This window comes from Pseudomonas sp. SDO5522_S412 (assembly GCF_054071215.1).
Genome location: NZ_JBSVWQ010000017.1, coordinates 43,478 through 60,611, shown reverse-complemented (window position 1 = coordinate 60,611; position 17,134 = coordinate 43,478). Strand labels below are relative to the sequence as shown.

15 protein-coding genes are annotated in these 17,134 nt (G+C 60.4%); 10 read left to right on the top strand and 5 right to left on the bottom strand.

Translation table 11 applies throughout. The features are described from left to right. Positions 1 to 132 precede the first annotated feature (132 nt). Positions 133 to 1,635 carry an exopolyphosphatase gene (gene ppx / locus ACW9I6_RS06780; RefSeq protein ID WP_102370143.1) on the bottom strand — a complete coding sequence of 501 codons (1,503 nt, stop codon included), beginning with the start codon at positions 1,633 to 1,635 and terminating at the stop codon, positions 133 to 135. A 478-nt stretch (positions 1,636 to 2,113) separates the two neighbouring features. Here ppx and ACW9I6_RS06775 point away from each other — a divergent pair, with 478 nt between their 5' ends. The 4 genes from ACW9I6_RS06775 (at position 2,114) to ACW9I6_RS06760 (ending at position 6,678) form a co-directional block, all read left to right on the top strand. Next, the gene (locus tag ACW9I6_RS06775) at positions 2,114 to 2,773 is read left to right on the top strand and encodes a DUF1120 domain-containing protein (protein ID WP_457339080.1); all 660 of its coding nucleotides are present in this window, start codon (positions 2,114 to 2,116) and stop codon (positions 2,771 to 2,773) included. A gap of 120 nt (positions 2,774 to 2,893) precedes the next feature. After that, entirely contained in the window at positions 2,894 to 3,610 is a 717-nt protein-coding gene (locus ACW9I6_RS06770; RefSeq protein WP_457339079.1) for a fimbria/pilus chaperone family protein, read from the top strand. A 61-nt stretch (positions 3,611 to 3,671) separates the two neighbouring features. Then, complete coding sequence (locus tag ACW9I6_RS06765) at positions 3,672 to 6,122, top strand: fimbria/pilus outer membrane usher protein (RefSeq protein WP_457339081.1); 2,451 nt, start codon at positions 3,672 to 3,674, stop codon at positions 6,120 to 6,122. Beyond that, the gene (locus ACW9I6_RS06760; protein WP_457339078.1) at positions 6,088 to 6,678 is read left to right on the top strand and encodes a hypothetical protein; all 591 of its coding nucleotides are present in this window, start codon (positions 6,088 to 6,090) and stop codon (positions 6,676 to 6,678) included. The genes ACW9I6_RS06765 and ACW9I6_RS06760 overlap by 35 nt, the downstream gene beginning before the upstream one ends. Positions 6,679 to 6,682: 4 nt before the next feature. Here the strand turns inward: ACW9I6_RS06760 and ACW9I6_RS06755 are convergent, their stop codons facing one another. The 4 genes from ACW9I6_RS06755 to ACW9I6_RS06740 are packed head-to-tail and all read right to left on the bottom strand — an operon-like array spanning position 6,683 to position 9,530. Continuing rightward, positions 6,683 to 7,420, bottom strand: a complete 738-nt coding sequence (locus ACW9I6_RS06755) for an amino acid ABC transporter ATP-binding protein (protein ID WP_003213999.1) — start codon at positions 7,418 to 7,420, stop codon at positions 6,683 to 6,685. Next, positions 7,407 to 8,057: an amino acid ABC transporter permease gene (locus ACW9I6_RS06750; RefSeq protein ID WP_003213996.1), complete on the bottom strand. Its 651-nt coding sequence runs from the start codon at positions 8,055 to 8,057 to the stop codon at positions 7,407 to 7,409. The genes ACW9I6_RS06755 and ACW9I6_RS06750 overlap by 14 nt, the downstream gene beginning before the upstream one ends. Further along, complete coding sequence (locus tag ACW9I6_RS06745) at positions 8,054 to 8,722, bottom strand: amino acid ABC transporter permease (RefSeq protein ID WP_003213995.1); 669 nt, start codon at positions 8,720 to 8,722, stop codon at positions 8,054 to 8,056. Before ACW9I6_RS06745 ends, ACW9I6_RS06750 begins: the two co-directional genes overlap by 4 nt. Positions 8,723 to 8,744: 22 nt before the next feature. Continuing rightward, the gene (locus ACW9I6_RS06740) at positions 8,745 to 9,530 is read right to left on the bottom strand and encodes a transporter substrate-binding domain-containing protein (RefSeq protein WP_457339077.1); all 786 of its coding nucleotides are present in this window, start codon (positions 9,528 to 9,530) and stop codon (positions 8,745 to 8,747) included. Between the two features lie 255 nt (positions 9,531 to 9,785). Here ACW9I6_RS06740 and ACW9I6_RS06735 point away from each other — a divergent pair, with 255 nt between their 5' ends. From ACW9I6_RS06735 to ACW9I6_RS06710, 6 genes are all read left to right on the top strand, one after another. Continuing rightward, entirely contained in the window at positions 9,786 to 10,481 is a 696-nt protein-coding gene (locus ACW9I6_RS06735; RefSeq protein WP_457339076.1) for a FadR/GntR family transcriptional regulator, read from the top strand. A 121-nt stretch (positions 10,482 to 10,602) separates the two neighbouring features. Beyond that, positions 10,603 to 10,932, top strand: a complete 330-nt coding sequence (trxA, locus tag ACW9I6_RS06730; RefSeq protein WP_003213989.1) for a thioredoxin TrxA — start codon at positions 10,603 to 10,605, stop codon at positions 10,930 to 10,932. Positions 10,933 to 11,166: 234 nt separating this feature from the next. Continuing rightward, positions 11,167 to 12,426 carry a transcription termination factor Rho gene (gene rho, locus ACW9I6_RS06725; RefSeq protein WP_008438874.1) on the top strand — a complete coding sequence of 420 codons (1,260 nt, stop codon included), beginning with the start codon at positions 11,167 to 11,169 and terminating at the stop codon, positions 12,424 to 12,426. Positions 12,427 to 12,582: 156 nt separating this feature from the next. Further along, on the top strand, positions 12,583 to 14,568 hold the full coding sequence (locus ACW9I6_RS06720) for an acyltransferase family protein (protein WP_008438877.1): 1,986 nt from the start codon (positions 12,583 to 12,585) through the stop codon (positions 14,566 to 14,568). An 89-nt stretch (positions 14,569 to 14,657) separates the two neighbouring features. After that, positions 14,658 to 16,124: a 4-hydroxy-3-polyprenylbenzoate decarboxylase gene (ubiD, locus tag ACW9I6_RS06715; RefSeq protein WP_008438879.1), complete on the top strand. Its 1,467-nt coding sequence runs from the start codon at positions 14,658 to 14,660 to the stop codon at positions 16,122 to 16,124. Next, the gene (locus ACW9I6_RS06710) at positions 16,124 to 17,092 is read left to right on the top strand and encodes a CDP-6-deoxy-delta-3,4-glucoseen reductase (RefSeq protein WP_003213981.1); all 969 of its coding nucleotides are present in this window, start codon (positions 16,124 to 16,126) and stop codon (positions 17,090 to 17,092) included. The genes ubiD and ACW9I6_RS06710 overlap by 1 nt, the downstream gene beginning before the upstream one ends. The last annotated feature ends 42 nt before the right edge of the window (positions 17,093 to 17,134 follow it).

The following is a 17,134-nucleotide window of genomic DNA, read 5'->3' as shown; positions in this document are numbered from 1 at the left end:
AGTCGATGAATCTGTTGACTGACACTCCGCCTTCGCGAGCAAGCCCGCTCCCACATTTGTTTTGTGGCGTTGGATTGTTCCCACGCTCTGCGTGGGAATACATCCTGTGACGCTCCGCGTCACTCACTCATATCAGCGCACGTTCAGCGTGAACCCAACCCGCGTCAGCCACTCGGCTTCCTGGGCGAAATCCGCCTGGGTCAGCTGGTTTTCATCCAGCCAGTTCTTCGGGAATACCACGTCCAGGCTGTCGGCATTGGCCCGCAGGACCACTTGCGGCATTTCCTGGGTACCACGGATGTGGTGGAACAGGATCGCAAACCGCAGCAGCGCGCACAGGCGAATCAGCTTGATGCCCTCGGCACCGAACTCGGCAAACTTGTCCCGGGGGATGTTGCGGCGGTGGCCGCGTACCAGCAGCGCGAGCATCTGCTGGTCTTCACGGGAGAAACCCGCCAGGTCCGAGTGCTCGATCAGGTAGGCGCCGTGCTTGTGGTAATGGTAGTGGGCGATGTCCAGCCCCACTTCATGGACCTTGGCCGCCCAGCCCAGCAGTTCACGCCACACGCCGTCTTCCAGGTCCCAATCCGCTGCGACCTGGTCGAAAGCATGCAGCGCCTTGCGTTCAACCCGCGCCGCCTGTTCCAGGTCGACGTGGTAACGCTCCATCAACGAGCTGAGGGTGCGCTCACGGACGTCTTCATGATGATGACGGCCCAGCAGGTCGTAGAGCACCCCTTCACGCAGGGCGCCATCGCAGTGGTCCATGCGTTGCAGTTCAAGGGCGTCGAAAATCGCTTCGAGAATCGCCAGGCCCGCCGGGAAAATGGTGCGGCGATCAGGCTTGATGCCTTCGAAGTCGATCTTCTCGGCATCCCCCAGCTTGAACAGCTTGCGCTTGAGCCAGGCCAGGCCTTCGGCGTTGACCTCGCCAGCGCCATGGCCGCCGGCCTTGAGGGCCAGGCCGATGGCGCGGATGGTGCCGGACGAACCGATGGCCTCATCCCAGGTCAGGCGGTGCAGGGCGTGCTCGATGCTCATGATCTCCAGCCGCGCCGCCGTATAAGCCTGGGCGTAGCGGGCCGGGGTGATCTTGCCGTCCTTGAAATAGCGCTGGGTGTAGCTGACGCAGCCCATTTGCAGGCTTTCGCGCAGCAGCGGCTCGAAGCGCTGGCCAATAATGAATTCGGTACTGCCACCGCCGATGTCGGCCACCAGGCGCTTGCCCGGAGTGTCGGCCAGGGTGTGGGACACGCCGAGGTAGATCAGGCGCGCTTCCTCGCGGCCGGAGATGACCTCTACCGGGTGCCCGAGGATTTCCTCGGCGCGGCGGATGAACTCGCCCCGGTTGCGGGCTTCGCGCAGGGCGTTGGTGCCGACGATCCGCACGGCGCCCGGGGGCATGCCGTTGATCAGTTGGGCAAAGCGCTTCAGGCAATCGAGCCCGCGCTGCATGGATTCTTCATTGAGCTGACGCTCGTCGTCGATCCCGGCAGCCAGCTGCACTTTCTCGCCGAGCCGCTCAAGGATGCGGATTTCGCCGTTCTGGGCCTTGGCCACGACCATGTGGAAGCTGTTGGAGCCCAGGTCGATGGCGGCGATCAGGGACAGATTCTTGGCTTGGGATTGCGGCATGGTTAAGGGGTCTCGGTCGATAACCTCGCCATCGTGCCACGATCAACCGCTGACGCCAACGCGTAGTGCTTCCGGAATTCGCTCATCGGTGTCTTGGAGGAAAATCTGCAGGATATGTAGGGCGATTCTTGATGCGCCTGGCGATTGTTCAGTAGGGCAAGTGGAGTAACGGAAATCTCCAGCTTTAATAGGCTTCCTGAATATGCCTACATGGCTGGGTTATTTGTTCCAGTCGATAATTAAGTCAGGACTACTGCAAGGATGATCTAAGGGGACATTGTTTTTTTACCGCTCTGACACTAGTTCAGGCGTCGTCTCATTCTTTCTTCGGGTGTTTACGAGAGAGACTGTCACTCGGCAATTAAGCCGTGGTGTTAACTATTTGTAGTTTGCCTATCAAGGTTGATAGCAGTTGGGTATGGAATAGCCCGGCGAACCACATGCACCTGAGAACTTCAGTGACAGGATGAACATGAACATGAACAGAACATTTGGTTTGGCAATAGTTGTCGTTGGCCTGGCGGTAAGCATGGGTACTCAAGCAAATACAAGTGGTGCCGGGAACCTCAGAGTCACCGGAACCATTAAACCAGCTGCATGCACGGTAAACCTCGGCGCCACAGGTGGCACCGTTGATTACGGTACGATCAATGCGTCGAGCATTCCGCTGACCTCTTTCTATCCTCTGCCGGAAAAGTCGCTGCCGTTAAACGTCAACTGTGGTGCGGCGGCTGCCCAGATGGCACTGTCCGTTACTGACTCACAAACAAACAGTGTCGTAAGGGGGATCCTGGGAACCGGCTTCACCGACAACCACAACTTTGGCCTTGGCGCGGTCGGAACCAGGAATACCGGTGGCTATTCGATCAGGCTCGCCACCTTGACCACTGTCGGCGCTACGCTGTACCCGCTTAGAAGGACAAGCTCCGGCGGTGCCTGGAGCACCAGTGACGGCAAGGTCGAAAAATCTCCTTACCAGCACTCCTGGAGCCGTAATAACAACACAACTCCAGTCGCGGTCTCTTCCGTTACCGGCACTCTCGTAGTCAAGGCTGTGATCAATCGCGGCGATGCACTGGATCTCAGCAGGGATATTCAATTGAATGGAGCTGCTACTTTGGTAGTAACTCGAATCTAACTCTATAAACACGGCCAGCATTTAGCAGGCGGTCGCGCGTGGCTTCGTGCTGGCTCTTTATATGCGTATAGGTATTTCGTGATTGTCAACGGTGCGTTATCTGGTTGCGGGTAGATTTCGATGAGTCGTCTTTTAAATGCAGTTAATGCTCTGTTCTGGTGTGCGAATCTTTATTTTTTAGTTTCTGGCAGTGTAAGAGCGGATGGGATGGAGCCGGAAACATCCGTTGTTATTCTTTATGAAGAGAACGGTGACGCGACGATCAACGTAAAAAATACGGACGCTGGCCCTGCTTTACTTCACACAGTCATTCAAAACGTCCCGGAAGATCCGGAGACACTCTTGATCGTTACGCCTCCTATCGCCCGTGTCGAACCGGGCGAAACACAACTTGTGCGGTTTATCAGTACCTTGAAGCAGCCGCTCAAGACTCAGCGATTGAAGCGCGTCACCTTTGAAGGTATTCCGCAGGCGCGCGCCGAAGGGCGCTCGACCATTGGAGTGACCATTCGACAGGACTTACCGCTGATCCTGCACCCCCAGGGCTTGCCGCGGCATCAGGAGCCATGGAAGTTGCTGAAGTGGAAGCTGCGGGGAAATCGGCTGACGGTTCATAACGACAGTGCCTACGTGGTCCGGATGGGGCTGGAGGTACACCTGCTGCCGTCGAGGCACCCGGCGATATTGCCGCGCACCTATATCCTGCCTGGCGAAGTGTTATCGACCCGCATCGAAGAGGCGGTGGCCCAGGTCAGCGGTGTCGAGATTCAACCCGCGACGGTCTACGGGTATTCGGCAACCGCCTACGAAGCCTCCGTTGTTGTCGAGGCGGGTTGAGCGGTCTATGAGAAATGCTACCCATGCAAACGATTGGAGCCTCTCTGTACGACCCATTCGAATCTCGGTTTCCCGGACTTGTATCGGCCTGGCAACGCTGTGGAGCCTTCCCGCCTGCGCGCTGGAGCTCGGATCGGGTTTTGATCTGGCGGTCTTGTCGGCGAACGGGATCGACCCGAAGGTTGCCCATTATTTTCGCAGTGCTGCGCGATTCCGCGAGGGCGTGCACGTGGTGGGGCTGCAGGTCAACGGCACCTCATTGGGCCTGGTGGAGGCACGCTTCGATTACCAGGGGCAGTTGTGTTTTACCCCGGTCCTGCTGGACAAGGCCGGGTTGCGGTTGCCAGCCGCGATTATTCGGCCGGGTATCGCGCCCGATCAGGCGTGTCATGACTTTCTCGGTGCTTACCCCGCGACCATCGTCAAGTTGCGCCCCGGCAGCGATGAGGTATCGCTGGTGGTGCCTACTCAGTCAATGCGCGAGGCCGAATGGGATGTCGGCAGTTTCTCCCGGGGCGGCACGGCAGCCTTGTTCAATTACGATGTGCAGGGATTCGAAGAGCGCTTCAACAGCGGCTCTTCCCGCTCGGTCTCGGCCTACACCGAGGCGGGATTCAATATCGGCAACTGGATCGTCCGAAGCCGCCAATTCTTCGTCTCCGATAACGGCAAGCGCAGCAGCGAGCATGTGAATGCCTACGCCCAACGCGATTTCGCGCCCCTGAAGTCGACCTTCCAGGTCGGGCAGATTTCCAGCAACAACCCGGTGTTCGGTGGGTTACAGCTGTCGGGTTTCCAGCTCTCGCCGGATGGCCGATCGCGCAGTCCGGGTGGCAGCAGCGTGGTGGTCGAAGGTTTGGCCCAGAGCCCATCCCGGGTCGAGGTGCGCCAGGCCGGGGTGTTGATCCATACCACACTGGTACCGGAAGGCCCGTTCACGTTGACCGGATTACCCATACTCAATGGCACCAGCGATCTTGAGGTCAGTGTCATTGGCACTCGCGGTGGCAGGCATGGGTTCACCGTCCCTGCCGCGTCCTTTGCGGGGGCGGTACCGATAGAGCCCGGTTATTACTTCTCCCTGGGCAAGGTGCGCGGGGCAAATCCGGGTGCCGGGGAGCCTCCGGTCGTGGCGATGGGCAGTGGGACCTGGGGATTGGGGCGCAACTCGTCACTGGGATTCGGCCTGTTGAGTACCGACGAATACCAGGCGGCGGGTGGCGTGTGGAGCAGTGTTTTTTTCCAGCACCTTTCGGTTGGCGTGCGCCAGAACCTGTCTCGCGATGGCCGGGACGAAGTTACCGGGGCTCGCAGCTCCGTCACCGTGGGAAGTCCGCTGTTCGCCGGCATTGAAATGACGTCGAGTGCCACTACCCAGACGCGGGATTATCGCGAAGTACTGGAAGTGGGGCAGTCGACGCGGCGTGACCAGCGGGATGCCCGCTTCAAGGACCAATACACGGTAGGTTTGAGTTGGGTCGACCCGTCCCTGGGAGGCTTTTCCGTCAGTTATTCCCGTAGCTCGCAATTTGATGATCGCTCCGCCGAACACGTCTTTGCCTCATGGAACCAGCAGTTCAATGGCACCCAGGTGGCTTTGATTGCGGATTCCCGGGTGGGCGGCTCTCGACCGCGCAAGGTCAAGAACACCGTTCGAGACGAGCGCAGCGATGTGTCGGATAAGGGGCTTTCGCTTCGGTTGCAGGTCACCGTGCCGTTCGGTGGGGATCGCCGCGTCACCTCGTATGCCAGTCGGCGGGGCGACAGGTTCGATCTTGGGACCGCCTTCAGCGATCGGGTCAACGACTATGTGAACTATGAAGTGGGGGTTGCGCGTGAACAGGCGAGCCGTACACAGGCTGTTCACGCCCGCGTGAATGCCATGCCGCGTTACACCCAGATAGGGTTGGGTGTGCGACATGATTCATTGAGCACCGGATATACCGGCCAATTGCAGGGCGGCGTGGTGGCCCACGACAGAGGCATGACGTTCTCGCCCTATGCCGTCCAGGACACCTTTGGAATTGTCTCGGTGGGTAATGTCGGGGCAGCCAAGGTTTCGACGCCGCAGGGGCCGGTCTGGACTGACTACCGCGGGCAGGCGGTGATCGCCAGCCTGCCTGCCTACCGCAGCAGCAATGTCGAGGTGCAAACCCAATCCCTGCCCAAGCGCATCGATCTGAAAAACGGCACCAAGGTCCTTGCGGCCGGACGCGGTTCTTTCAACACGATCGATTTCGAAGTAGTGAAAGTGCGCCGTGTATTGCTTGAGGTCCGTGACGCGCACGGCCAACCCTTGCCCCAGGGAGCCTCGGTTCTCGACAGCAACAATGCTTTCCTGACCAGCGTCGTGGGCGAGGGCATGGTCTTCCTTAACAGCCTGGATGAGTCGCGAGCGCTGAACATCTCCTTGCCAGATTCAAGCACCTGCTTGTTGCAACTGAACCTTGAGCCAGAATCCAATGACGACAAATTCTATGAAACAGGTTCGGCGGTCTGCCGTACCCTCTGAGCCGGTGGGGCCTTTTGACGGTGTACGCCTGCGTCATGGGCTTATCCTTTACCTGCTGCTGTTTGTCGTGGTGTTGGCCAATGAGGCGCGGGCAGATAACTGCCAGGTGTCCTTGAGCCAGCCCCGGGTTGATTACGGCCTGGTTCGCCAGGCCGAGCGGGGCGACCCACAGATCGCGCTGGGCAAGCGCACGCTTCGCCTGAGCATGGCCTGTGAGGTGCCGGTATCCATGGCGCTGCGCTTTACGGGCGTACCCGCAGGCCTGGAGGGCTTTCGGTTTGGGCGCCAGGGGCATTTCACCCTGAGCCTGCAGTCCGCTCAAGTCGATGGAAAATCCGTTGAGCTGGTAATGCCGCACCTGTCTGAAGAGCCGGCGACCGGACGATTGCTGCCGGGCCATAGGCTTGTTGCACACGTAGCGGGTATGCCGGTGCATGGGCGCCGCTTCACCGCCCTGGTCAACGTCGAGACCTTCCTGCCTGCGGCTTTGCTGGCCGTCAGGGATGAAACGACATTTGAGGGGCAGGGCGGTTTTGAGTGGGCGCCCGGGGCTTGATGCCTCAGTCCGTGCGCTCCACCGAACCAATGAAGTTGGCCAGCTCGGCGGTCTGCGGATTGGCAAACAGGATTTTCGGGTCGCCCACTTCATGCACCTTGCCCTGGTGCATGAACACCAGCTTGTCACCCACTTCCCGGGCAAAACGCATCTCATGGGTGACCATGATCAGTGTCATGCCATCCTTGGCCAGTTGGCGCACTACGCTGAGCACTTCGTTGACCAGCTCCGGGTCCAGGGCCGAGGTGATTTCATCGCACAGCAGCACTTTGGGCGACATCGCCAGAGCCCGGGCGATTGCTACCCGCTGCTGCTGGCCGCCGGACAAACGATCGGGGAACGCGTCGAACTTCTCCCCCAGCCCAACGCGCTCAAGCATCTGTCGCGCCAATTGTGCGGCCTTGGCTTTCGGCACTTTCTGCACCACTTGCGGCGCAAGCATGACGTTTTCGCCCACCGTCAGGTGTGGGAACAGGTTGAACTGCTGGAACACCATGCCGACTTTCTGCCGCAGGGTGCGCAGGTCGGCGCGGGCGGCGTCGAGGTATTCGCCGTCGACCTCGATCACGCCGTCGTTGATCGACTCCAGGCCATTGAGGGTGCGCAGCAGGGTGGATTTGCCCGAGCCGCTGCGACCGATGATCGCCACCACTTGGCCTTCTTCGACACTCAGGTCGATGCCCTTGAGTACGTGGTGATCGCCGTAATACTTATGCAGGGCGGAAATTCTAAGCAGAGGCATGCAGTCTCCTTTCCAGGTAGCGCGCACTGAGGGACAAGGGGTAGCAGAGCAGGAAGTAACCCAGCGCCACCAGGCCATAGACCATGAAGGGTTCGAAGGTAGCGTTGGCGAGCATGCCGCCGGTCTTGGTCAGCTCGGTGAAGCCGATGATCGAGGTCACGGCGGTGCCCTTGACCACTTGCACCGAGAAACCCACGGTTGGCGCCACGGCAATGCGCAGGGCCTGGGGCAGGATCACATAGCGCAATTGCTCCAGCGGGTTCAGGGCCAGGCTCGCGGACGCCTCCCATTGGCCGTGGGCGATGGAGTCGACGCAGCCACGCCAGATTTCGGCCAGGTAGGCGCTGGTGAACAGGGTCAAGGCAATCGCCGCCGCCAGCCAGGGCGAAATGTCCACGCCGAGCAAGGCGATGCCGAAGAACACCAGGAACAGTTGCATCAACAGCGGCGTGCCCTGGAACAGCTCGATATAGGTGCGGGCGACATTGCGCGGGAACGCCTTGGTGCTGATGCGCATAGTCATCACCAGCAAGCCGATCACGCCGCCGCCGATGAACGCCACCAGCGACAGCAGCAAGGTCCACTGCAAACCGGTGAGCAGGTTGCGCACGATGTCCCAGAACGAAAAATCACTCATCGGGCGTTCCTCATGACATAGCGCCGGCCGATCCAGTTCAGCAATTGGCGGATCATCAACGCCATGCACAGGTAGACCAGGGTTGTCAGCGCATAGGTTTCAAAGGCGCGGAAGTTGCGCGACTGGATAAAATTGGCGGCAAAGCTCAGTTCCTCGGTGGCGATCTGCGAGCAGACCGCCGAGCCGAGCATCACGATGATGATCTGGCTGCTCAGGGCCGGCCAGACCTTGCCCAGCGCGGGCAGCAACACCACATGGCGGAACGCCTCGAAACGTGTCATCGCCAGCGCGGCCGCCGCTTCCAGTTGCCCGCGGGGGATCGCCTGGATCCCGGCGCGGATGATCTCGGTGGAGTACGCCCCCAGGTTGATCACCATCGCCAGCACTGCCGCCTGCCATTCGGTGATTTTCAGGCCGAGGGACGGCAGGCCGAAGAAGATGAAAAACAACTGCACCAGGAACGGCGTGTTGCGGATCAACTCGACGTACACGCCGAAGATCCAACTGAACGGCTGGATCTTCCACGCCCGCACCACAGCGCCGACGATTCCCAGCGCCACACCCAGCACGGCGCCGATGGCGGTCAGTTCAAGTGTGAACAGCGCGCCGCGCAGCAACAGATCGGTATTGGCCAGGACCGGCACAAAGTCGAATTGATAGGCCATAGGCTAACCCTCGTTACCGCGCTCAGAGATCAGCCGGCAGCGGCTCTTTGAGCCACTGCAATGCATTCTTTTCCAGGCTGCCGTCGGCCTTGGCCGCGACCAGGATCTGGTTCACCTTGTCCAGCAGCGCCGGCTCGTTCTTGTTCACGCCCACGTACACCGGCGAGTCCTTGAGCTTCACTTTCAGTGCCGGCACGCGCTTGGGGTTGCGTTCGCTGATGGCCACCATCACCACGTTGCCGCTGGCGATCAGGTCCACCTGGCCGGCGAGGTAGGCGGCGATGGTCGAGTTGTTGTCTTCAAAGCGCTTGATCGTCGCCTCTTTAGGCGCCACGGCGGTCAGCTCGATGTCTTCGATGGCGCCACGGGTCACGCTGATGGTTTTGCCGTTGAGGTCGTCTACGGTGCTGATCGGCGCATCGGGAGGGCCGAATACGGCGAGGTAGAAGGGCGCGTAGGCCTTGGAGAAGTCGATGACCTTCTCGCGCTCGGCGTTCTTGCCCAGGCTGGAAATCACCAGGTCGACCTTGCCGGTGGTGAGGAACGGGATGCGGTTGGTGCTGTTGACCGGGGTCAGTTCAAGCTTGACCTTGAGCTGGTCGGCCAAAAGCTTTGCGGTGTCGATGTCCAGGCCGCGGGGCTTCATGTCCGGGCCGACCGAGCCGAACGGCGGGAAATCCTGGGGCACGGCCACCTTGAGGGTGCCACGGGCGACGATATCGTCCAGACCGTTGGCCTGGGCGGGCGCCTGGCTCAGCATCAGGCTGGCAAACAGGGCAGTGAGCAGGGCGCTGCAACGCTTGGTCATGGCGACTCTCCGAAAAGGACGAAAGGATTTTCCGGTTTTTGCCAGTGCACAGCCCATGCCAGCACCGCCGTATTTCGCGCCAGAGCCGGTGGCTGTTGAGTCTTGGCGGTCTTACTGGTCTGAACAGTTACTGGGTTTTCTGCACCCTTTTCGAGCGCCTTCAAAACCGCGCGAGCCCCTTTGGGGCGTGGCTTGCCGGGCGCTGCGAATAGCTTTACAACTAGCCGCTCAGTTGACTGGAAACCTGAGTTTCTTATGAATTCCATCGCCCAAGCCGTACCGGAAGTGGCGCTACAGGCCATCCGCAAATTGATCGCTGACGAGGGCTTCGGGCCGGGTGATGCGTTGCCCTCCCAGCGCGACCTGGCGCTGCAATTGGGCGTGAGCCGGGCCTCTTTGCGTGAAGCCTTGTCGTCACTCAGTGCCTTGGGCGTGGTAAGTGTGCAGCCGGGCAAAGGCGTGTTCGTGCAAGCGGCCGAAGAGCTGCCGGGGTTGGCCTGGCCGTTTACGGCACAGGCGACGCCGCTGGATATCTTTCAACTGCGCTACGCCCTGGAAGGTTTTGCGGCGGGGCTGGCGGCGGTGATGCTGACCACCGGGGAGTTGGACATCCTGGAAGATAACGTCGAGGCGATGCGCAAGGAGCTGAAGGCCGGTGATTTCGAGGCAGCCGCCCGGCTGGACTTCGAATTCCACCGGCGCATCCTGCTGGCCAGCGGCAATCAGGCGATGGTGAGCATCCTCAGCGCCAGTGCCGAGGTGTTCCTGGAGAGCCAGAAACTACCGTTCATCCGGCCGGAGCGGGCCATGGAGACCTGGCAGGAGCACCGCAAGGTCCTCCGTGCCCTGGCCCGACGCGCCAGCGGGGCGGCGCAGAAAAGCATGCAGGAACATGTGCGTAACGCGGCGTTGCGTACAGGGATTGCCTTCATCACTCCCGTAACCCCATGAGTTGGGCTATACCCAAACTCATGCGCCATCATAGGAAGAGTCAATCAGCTGCAGCTTCCTGAACGCGGGAAGGGCGGCTATGATGGGCAACGTTTTTTTTGCTTACAACCCGGAGACATCCATGAGCAACGATCTTATCAAGCACGTCACCGACGCGACCTTCGAGGCCGAAGTACTGAAGGCCCAGGGCCCGGTGCTGGTTGACTACTGGGCTGAGTGGTGCGGTCCTTGCAAAATGATCGCTCCGGTCCTGGACGACATTGCCACCACTTACGAAGGCAAGTTGACCATTGCCAAGCTGAACATCGACGACAACCAGGAAACTCCGGCCAAGCACGGCGTGCGTGGTATCCCGACCCTGATGCTGTTCAAGAACGGCAACGTCGAGGCCACCAAGGTCGGCGCGCTGTCGAAGTCCCAGCTGCAGGCTTTCCTCGACGCCAATATCTAAGCGTCCTCAAAAAGCCCCGCAATTTGCGGGGCTTTTTCGTGAAACAGGGCTAGACGCTCTGAAACTCAGGTGGTACATTCGGCCCCGCACTGGTTTCTCCACTGCCCCCTGCAAGCCGTCGCCGACGCTCTCCTTTTCGATTAGTACGCGATCCTGTCGCCTTCTCTGCGGCGCGGCCTCATTAAGCCAAAAGCTTAATTTCCCCCCCTCCATAAATGATTACGTCATTCCTATATGAATCTGACTGAACTCAAGCAAAAGCCGATTACCGAACTGCTCGAATTGGCCGAACAGATGGGCATAGAAAATATGGCCCGTTCGCGCAAGCAGGACGTGATTTTCTCCCTGCTGAAAAAGCACGCGAAAAGCGGCGAGGAAATCTCCGGTGATGGCGTGCTGGAGATTCTCCAGGACGGCTTCGGCTTCCTCCGCTCTGCAGACGCTTCCTATCTCGCCGGCCCAGACGATATCTACGTCTCGCCGAGCCAGATCCGTCGCTTCAACTTGCGCACCGGTGACACCATCGTTGGCAAGATCCGCCCTCCAAAGGAAGGCGAGCGTTATTTCGCCCTGCTCAAGGTCGACACGATCAACTACGATCGTCCCGAGAACGCGAAAAACAAGATTCTCTTCGAGAACCTGACGCCGCTGTTCCCGACCGTGCGCATGAAGATGGAAGCCGGCAACGGTTCCACCGAAGACTTGACCGGTCGTGTCATCGACCTGTGTGCCCCGATCGGCAAAGGCCAGCGCGGCCTGATCGTGGCCCCGCCGAAAGCCGGCAAGACCATCATGCTGCAGAACATCGCAGCGAACATCGCCCGTAATAACCCTGAAGTTCACCTGATCGTGTTGCTGATCGATGAGCGTCCGGAAGAAGTAACCGAAATGCAGCGCACCGTGCGCGGCGAAGTGGTTGCCTCGACGTTCGATGAGCCGCCAACCCGCCACGTGCAGGTTGCCGAAATGGTGATCGAGAAGGCCAAGCGCCTGGTCGAACACAAGAAAGACGTGGTGATCCTGCTCGACTCCATCACCCGTCTGGCCCGTGCCTACAACACCGTGATCCCAAGCTCCGGCAAGGTGCTTACCGGTGGTGTCGATGCCCACGCCCTGGAGAAACCGAAACGTTTCTTCGGCGCTGCGCGGAACATCGAAGAAGGCGGCTCGCTGACCATCATCGCCACCGCACTGGTTGAAACCGGTTCGAAGATGGATGAAGTGATCTACGAAGAGTTCAAAGGTACCGGCAACATGGAACTGCCTTTGGACCGTCGTATCGCCGAGAAGCGGGTGTTCCCGGCCATCAACATCAACCGTTCCGGCACGCGCCGCGAAGAGTTGCTGACCGCCGATGACGAACTGCAGCGCATGTGGATCCTGCGCAAGCTGCTGCACCCGATGGACGAAGTTGCGGCCATCGAGTTCCTGATCGACAAGCTGAAAACCACCAAGACCAACGACGAGTTCTTCCTGTCGATGAAGCGCAAGTAACACGACGCTTCGGTCAAAAAGGATGGCGCCCCATGGGGCGCCATTTTTTTTGTTTCTGGAAAAGGAGGTTTGGCTTTAGTGTGTGTCTGTTTAGAAACAAACTCGCGTGTGTGACTACACTCGCTGTCCATCCGATCAGGCAAATTACAAGATTTTATGACCATTCTCGCTTATCGCAGGGACATTGACGGCCTGCGTGCCATAGCTGTGCTCGCTGTTGTGCTGTTTCATTTTGGTGTACCGGGCTTTACCGGCGGCTTTGTCGGCGTCGACGTGTTTTTCGTGATCTCCGGCTACTTGATCACCTCGATCATCTGGCGCGAGCGTGAGGCCGGCCGTTTCAGTTTTGTCAGCTTCTGGGCCAGGCGAGCGCGGCGTATCCTGCCGGCACTGTTCGTGATGATGCTCGGCGCGCTGGTGGTGGGCTGGTTCCTGCTGGCGCCCAAGGATTACAGCGAGTTGGGGCGCTCGATACATAACCAGGTGGTGTTTATCTCCAACCTGTTTTTCATGCGTCAGGACGGTTACTTTGATGTGGCCTCCGATATCAAACCGTTGCTGCATACCTGGTCATTGTCGGTTGAAGAACAGTTCTACATCCTCTTCCCACTCCTGCTGACACTGCTGTCGAGCCGGCTCAAATATTGGCGCACGGCGCTGTTCGTGTTGTTGCTGGTGTCATTCGGCATGAGTACATGGGCGGTGGCCCACGCTCCGGAACGAGCCTTTTTCCTGCTGCAGATGCGTGCCTGGGAGCTGTTGGCGGGTGCAATGCTGGCGGTAATGCCGGTACGCGAGTACCGCGCCAGCCCGGCGTTGGCGCAGGCCGTCAGCCTTGCCGGCCTCGGCCTGATCCTGCTGGCGGTCTTCGCGTATGACCCGAGCACGCCGTTTCCCGGCGCCGCAGCGCTGTTGCCGGTGGCGGGCGTGGTCTGCCTGATTTGGGCCAACGGCCAGCAAACTACCCTGATGAGCAAGCTGCTGGGTAGCCGCTTGCTGGTGGGGATTGGCCTGATCTCCTACTCCTGGTACCTGTGGCACTGGCCGGTGTACGTGTTTGGCAAGTACGCCAGTGTCGACGGGCTGGGTCCGTGGGAGCTTGGTGCACTGTTTGTGTTGAGCCTGGTGCTGGGTTATGCGTCCTGGCGGTTTGTCGAGGCGCCGTTCCGTGAGCGTCGGCTGTTGGCAGGGCGCAAGCAAATCCTGGTGGCGGCTGGTATCGCGCTGCTTGGGGTGGGACTGCTCGGCAAAGGCCTGGTCTTGACGAAGGGCTTGCCTTGGCGCCTGTCGCCCGAGGCGCTGCAATTTGCCCAGGCGCGCGAGTGGAGCCCGGACCTCATGGCCTGCCTGGTGGATGGTGGGAAAAATCGCCACCATGGATTTTGTCATTTCGGACCTCAGTCCGCGCCGACGCGCGCGCTGGTCTGGGGCGATAGCCATGCCACGGCGCTGGTTCCGGCGTTGCGAGACGGCGCCAGCAAGTACGGTGTCAGCGTCACGCAGGCAGGTTATGCCGGTTGCCTGCCGTTTAATCGCAAGGAAAGCGTTCCGGGCTGCCTGGCCTTTAACCAGCAGGTCACGCAGTTGCTCGGCAAGGAAACCTTTAGCGACGTGGTGCTGGTGGCGCGCTGGAGCCTGTATGTCTATGGGCAGCGCGATGGTGACACCGAGGCTTCGTTGCTGGACCCGGCGACCGGAACCTATGACCGCGCCTTCGCCGAGCGGCGCTTCGCTGAAAGTCTGGGCGCCCTTGTGCAGCAATTGCGCGCCAGCGGTCATCGGGTGTGGCTGGTCAAGGAAGTCCCCCTGCAGGAATTCAGTCCGCCTTACCGCCTGAGTCGCCTGGCGATGCTCGGCCGGCCCACCGACAAAGAAGGCATGCCCCTGGATGAGCACCTCCAGCGCCAGGCCTATATCAGTAGCGTATTCGAGCGCATGGCGGCGGCTGATCCCGGGGTAAAGGTAATGGATCCGGCGCCCAAGTTATGCAGTGCGAATGACTGGTGCCGGGTGGAACTGGACGGTCAGTCGCTGTACACCGACGACAATCACCTCTCGGCGGTTGGTTCGCGGTATGTCGAGGCGTTTCTTGAACCCTTGTTCAAAGCCTTGCGCGATGAAACCCAGGCATCGGCTCTTTGAGTCTGTGTCGTCGGCAATGCTGCTCAATAAGCTGCCAGCGACCGTAAGAGCAGGTAGGATGTACGCCTATTTTACGGGTGGCATGGTTAATGAAATTCAAGGATCTTCGGGATTTCGTGCAGCAACTTGAGCAGCGCGGAGAGTTGAAACGTATCCAGGTGCCGATTTCCCCGGTCCTGGAGATGACTGAGATTTGCGACCGCACCTTGCGCAACAAGGGCCCGGCGCTGCTGTTCGAAAACCCGGTGGGCTTTGATATCCCGGTGCTCGGCAACCTGTTCGGCACTCCCGACCGCGTGGCGTTTGGCATGGGCGCCGAGTCGGTCAGCGAACTGCGCGAGATCGGCAAGCTGCTGGCCTTCCTCAAGGAACCCGAGCCACCCAAGGGGCTCAAGGACGCCTGGTCGAAGCTGCCCATCTTCCGCAAGATCATCGCCATGGCCCCCAAGGTCGTGAAAGACGCGGTTTGCCAGGAAGTGGTGATCGAAGGCGAGGATGTCGACCTCGGCATGCTCCCCGTGCAGACCTGCTGGCCTGGCGACGTCGGCCCGCTGATCACCTGGGGCCTGACCGTCACCAAGGGCCCGAACAAGGACCGCCAGAACCTCGGCATCTACCGTCAGCAAGTGATCGGCCGCAACAAGGTCATCATGCGCTGGCTGAGCCACCGTGGCGGCGCCCTGGATTTCCGTGAGTGGTGCGAAAAGCATCCCGGCCAGCCATTCCCTGTTTCCGTGGCCCTGGGCGCCGACCCGGCGACCATCCTCGGCGCCGTCACGCCGGTGCCCGACAGCCTGTCCGAGTACGCTTTCGCCGGCCTGTTGCGCGGCAATCGCACTGAGCTGGTGAAATGCCGCGGTAACGACCTGCAAGTGCCGGCCACCGCCGAAATCATCCTCGAAGGCGTGATTCACCCGGGCGAGATGGCCGATGAAGGCCCCTACGGCGACCACACCGGCTACTACAACGAAGTCGACAGCTTCCCGGTGTTCACCGTCGAGCGCATCACCCACCGGATCAAGCCGATCTACCACAGCACCTACACCGGCCGCCCGCCGGATGAGCCGGCGATCCTCGGCGTGGCGTTGAACGAAGTGTTTGTGCCGATCCTGCAAAAGCAGTTTCCGGAAATCACTGACTTCTACCTGCCGCCCGAAGGCTGCTCGTATCGCATGGCCATCGTGACGATGAAGAAGTCGTACCCCGGCCACGCCAAGCGGGTAATGCTGGGTGTGTGGTCGTTTTTGCGACAGTTCATGTACACCAAGTTCGTTATTGTCACCGACGACGACATCAACGCCCGGGACTGGAACGACGTGATCTGGGCCATCACCACGCGCATGGACCCCAAGCGCGACACGGTGATGATCGACAATACGCCGATCGACTACCTCGACTTTGCTTCCCCGGTATCGGGCCTCGGCTCGAAAATGGGCCTGGACGCCACCCATAAATGGCCGGGTGAAACCACCCGCGAATGGGGCCGCGTGATCGTCAAGGACGAAGCGGTCACTGCCCGTGTCGATGCGCTCTGGAAAGAATTAGGAATAGATTGATGCGTGTAACCCTGCAGCCTTCCGGTGCGGTACTTGAACTGACGCCCGGCGAGCGGATCCTCGAGGGCGCGCGCCGCCTGGGCTACGATTGCCCCCAGGCCTGCCGCAATGGCGTGTGCCACGTGTGCGCGGCGCTGCTGGTGGAAGGCCGGGTGCAGCAAGCCGGTGAGGTGCGTGACCATGGCGAGTTCTATACCTGCATTGCCGAACCGCTGGAAGATTGCATTGTGTTGTGGGATGGCGTGCTGGCGCCGGGAGAATTGCCGGTGCGCAAACTGTCTTGCCAACTGAGTGAATGCGTTGAAGTGGGCGGTGACGTCTGGCGCGTGCGCCTGCGGGCTCCGGCCGGCAAGGCGGTGCGCTACCACGCCGGGCAGTACCTGATGATTGAGCGGGAAAACGGCGAGAAGTCGGCGTTCTCCCTGGCCTCGGCGCCCCACGCCGGGCGCGAGCTGGAATTGCACGTGCTGGCCCGGGAAGACAGCGCCCGCAGCCTGCTGGAGCAGTTGCAGCGCAACCAGATGGCCCGCATCGAAATGCCGTTTGGCGACACCCACCTGGCGGAACTGCCCGACGGGCCGCTGGTGCTGATCGCCGCCGGCACCGGCATGGCCCAGATGCATAGCCTGATCGAACACTGTCGCGCCAGTGGTTTCAAGCACCCGGTGCATCTGTATTGGGGGGTACGTCGACCGGAAGACTTCTACGACATCGAGCACTGGGACCAGTGGCTGCAACTGCCCAACCTGTTCCTGCACAAAGTGGTCAGCGACCTGTGTGGCTGGGAAGGGCGCTGCGGGCTGTTGCATGAAGCGGTGTGCGAAGACATCAGCGACCTCAAGGCCGTGCATGTCTACGCCAGTGGTTCACCGGCGATGATCTACGGCACCCTGGATGCGCTTGTCGAGGCCGGCATGGATGCACACCAGATGCGTGCTGACGTATTTGCCTACGCACCCCGCCCGTAACGTGTGGCGAGGGAGCTTGCTCCCGCTGGGCTGCGCAGCAGC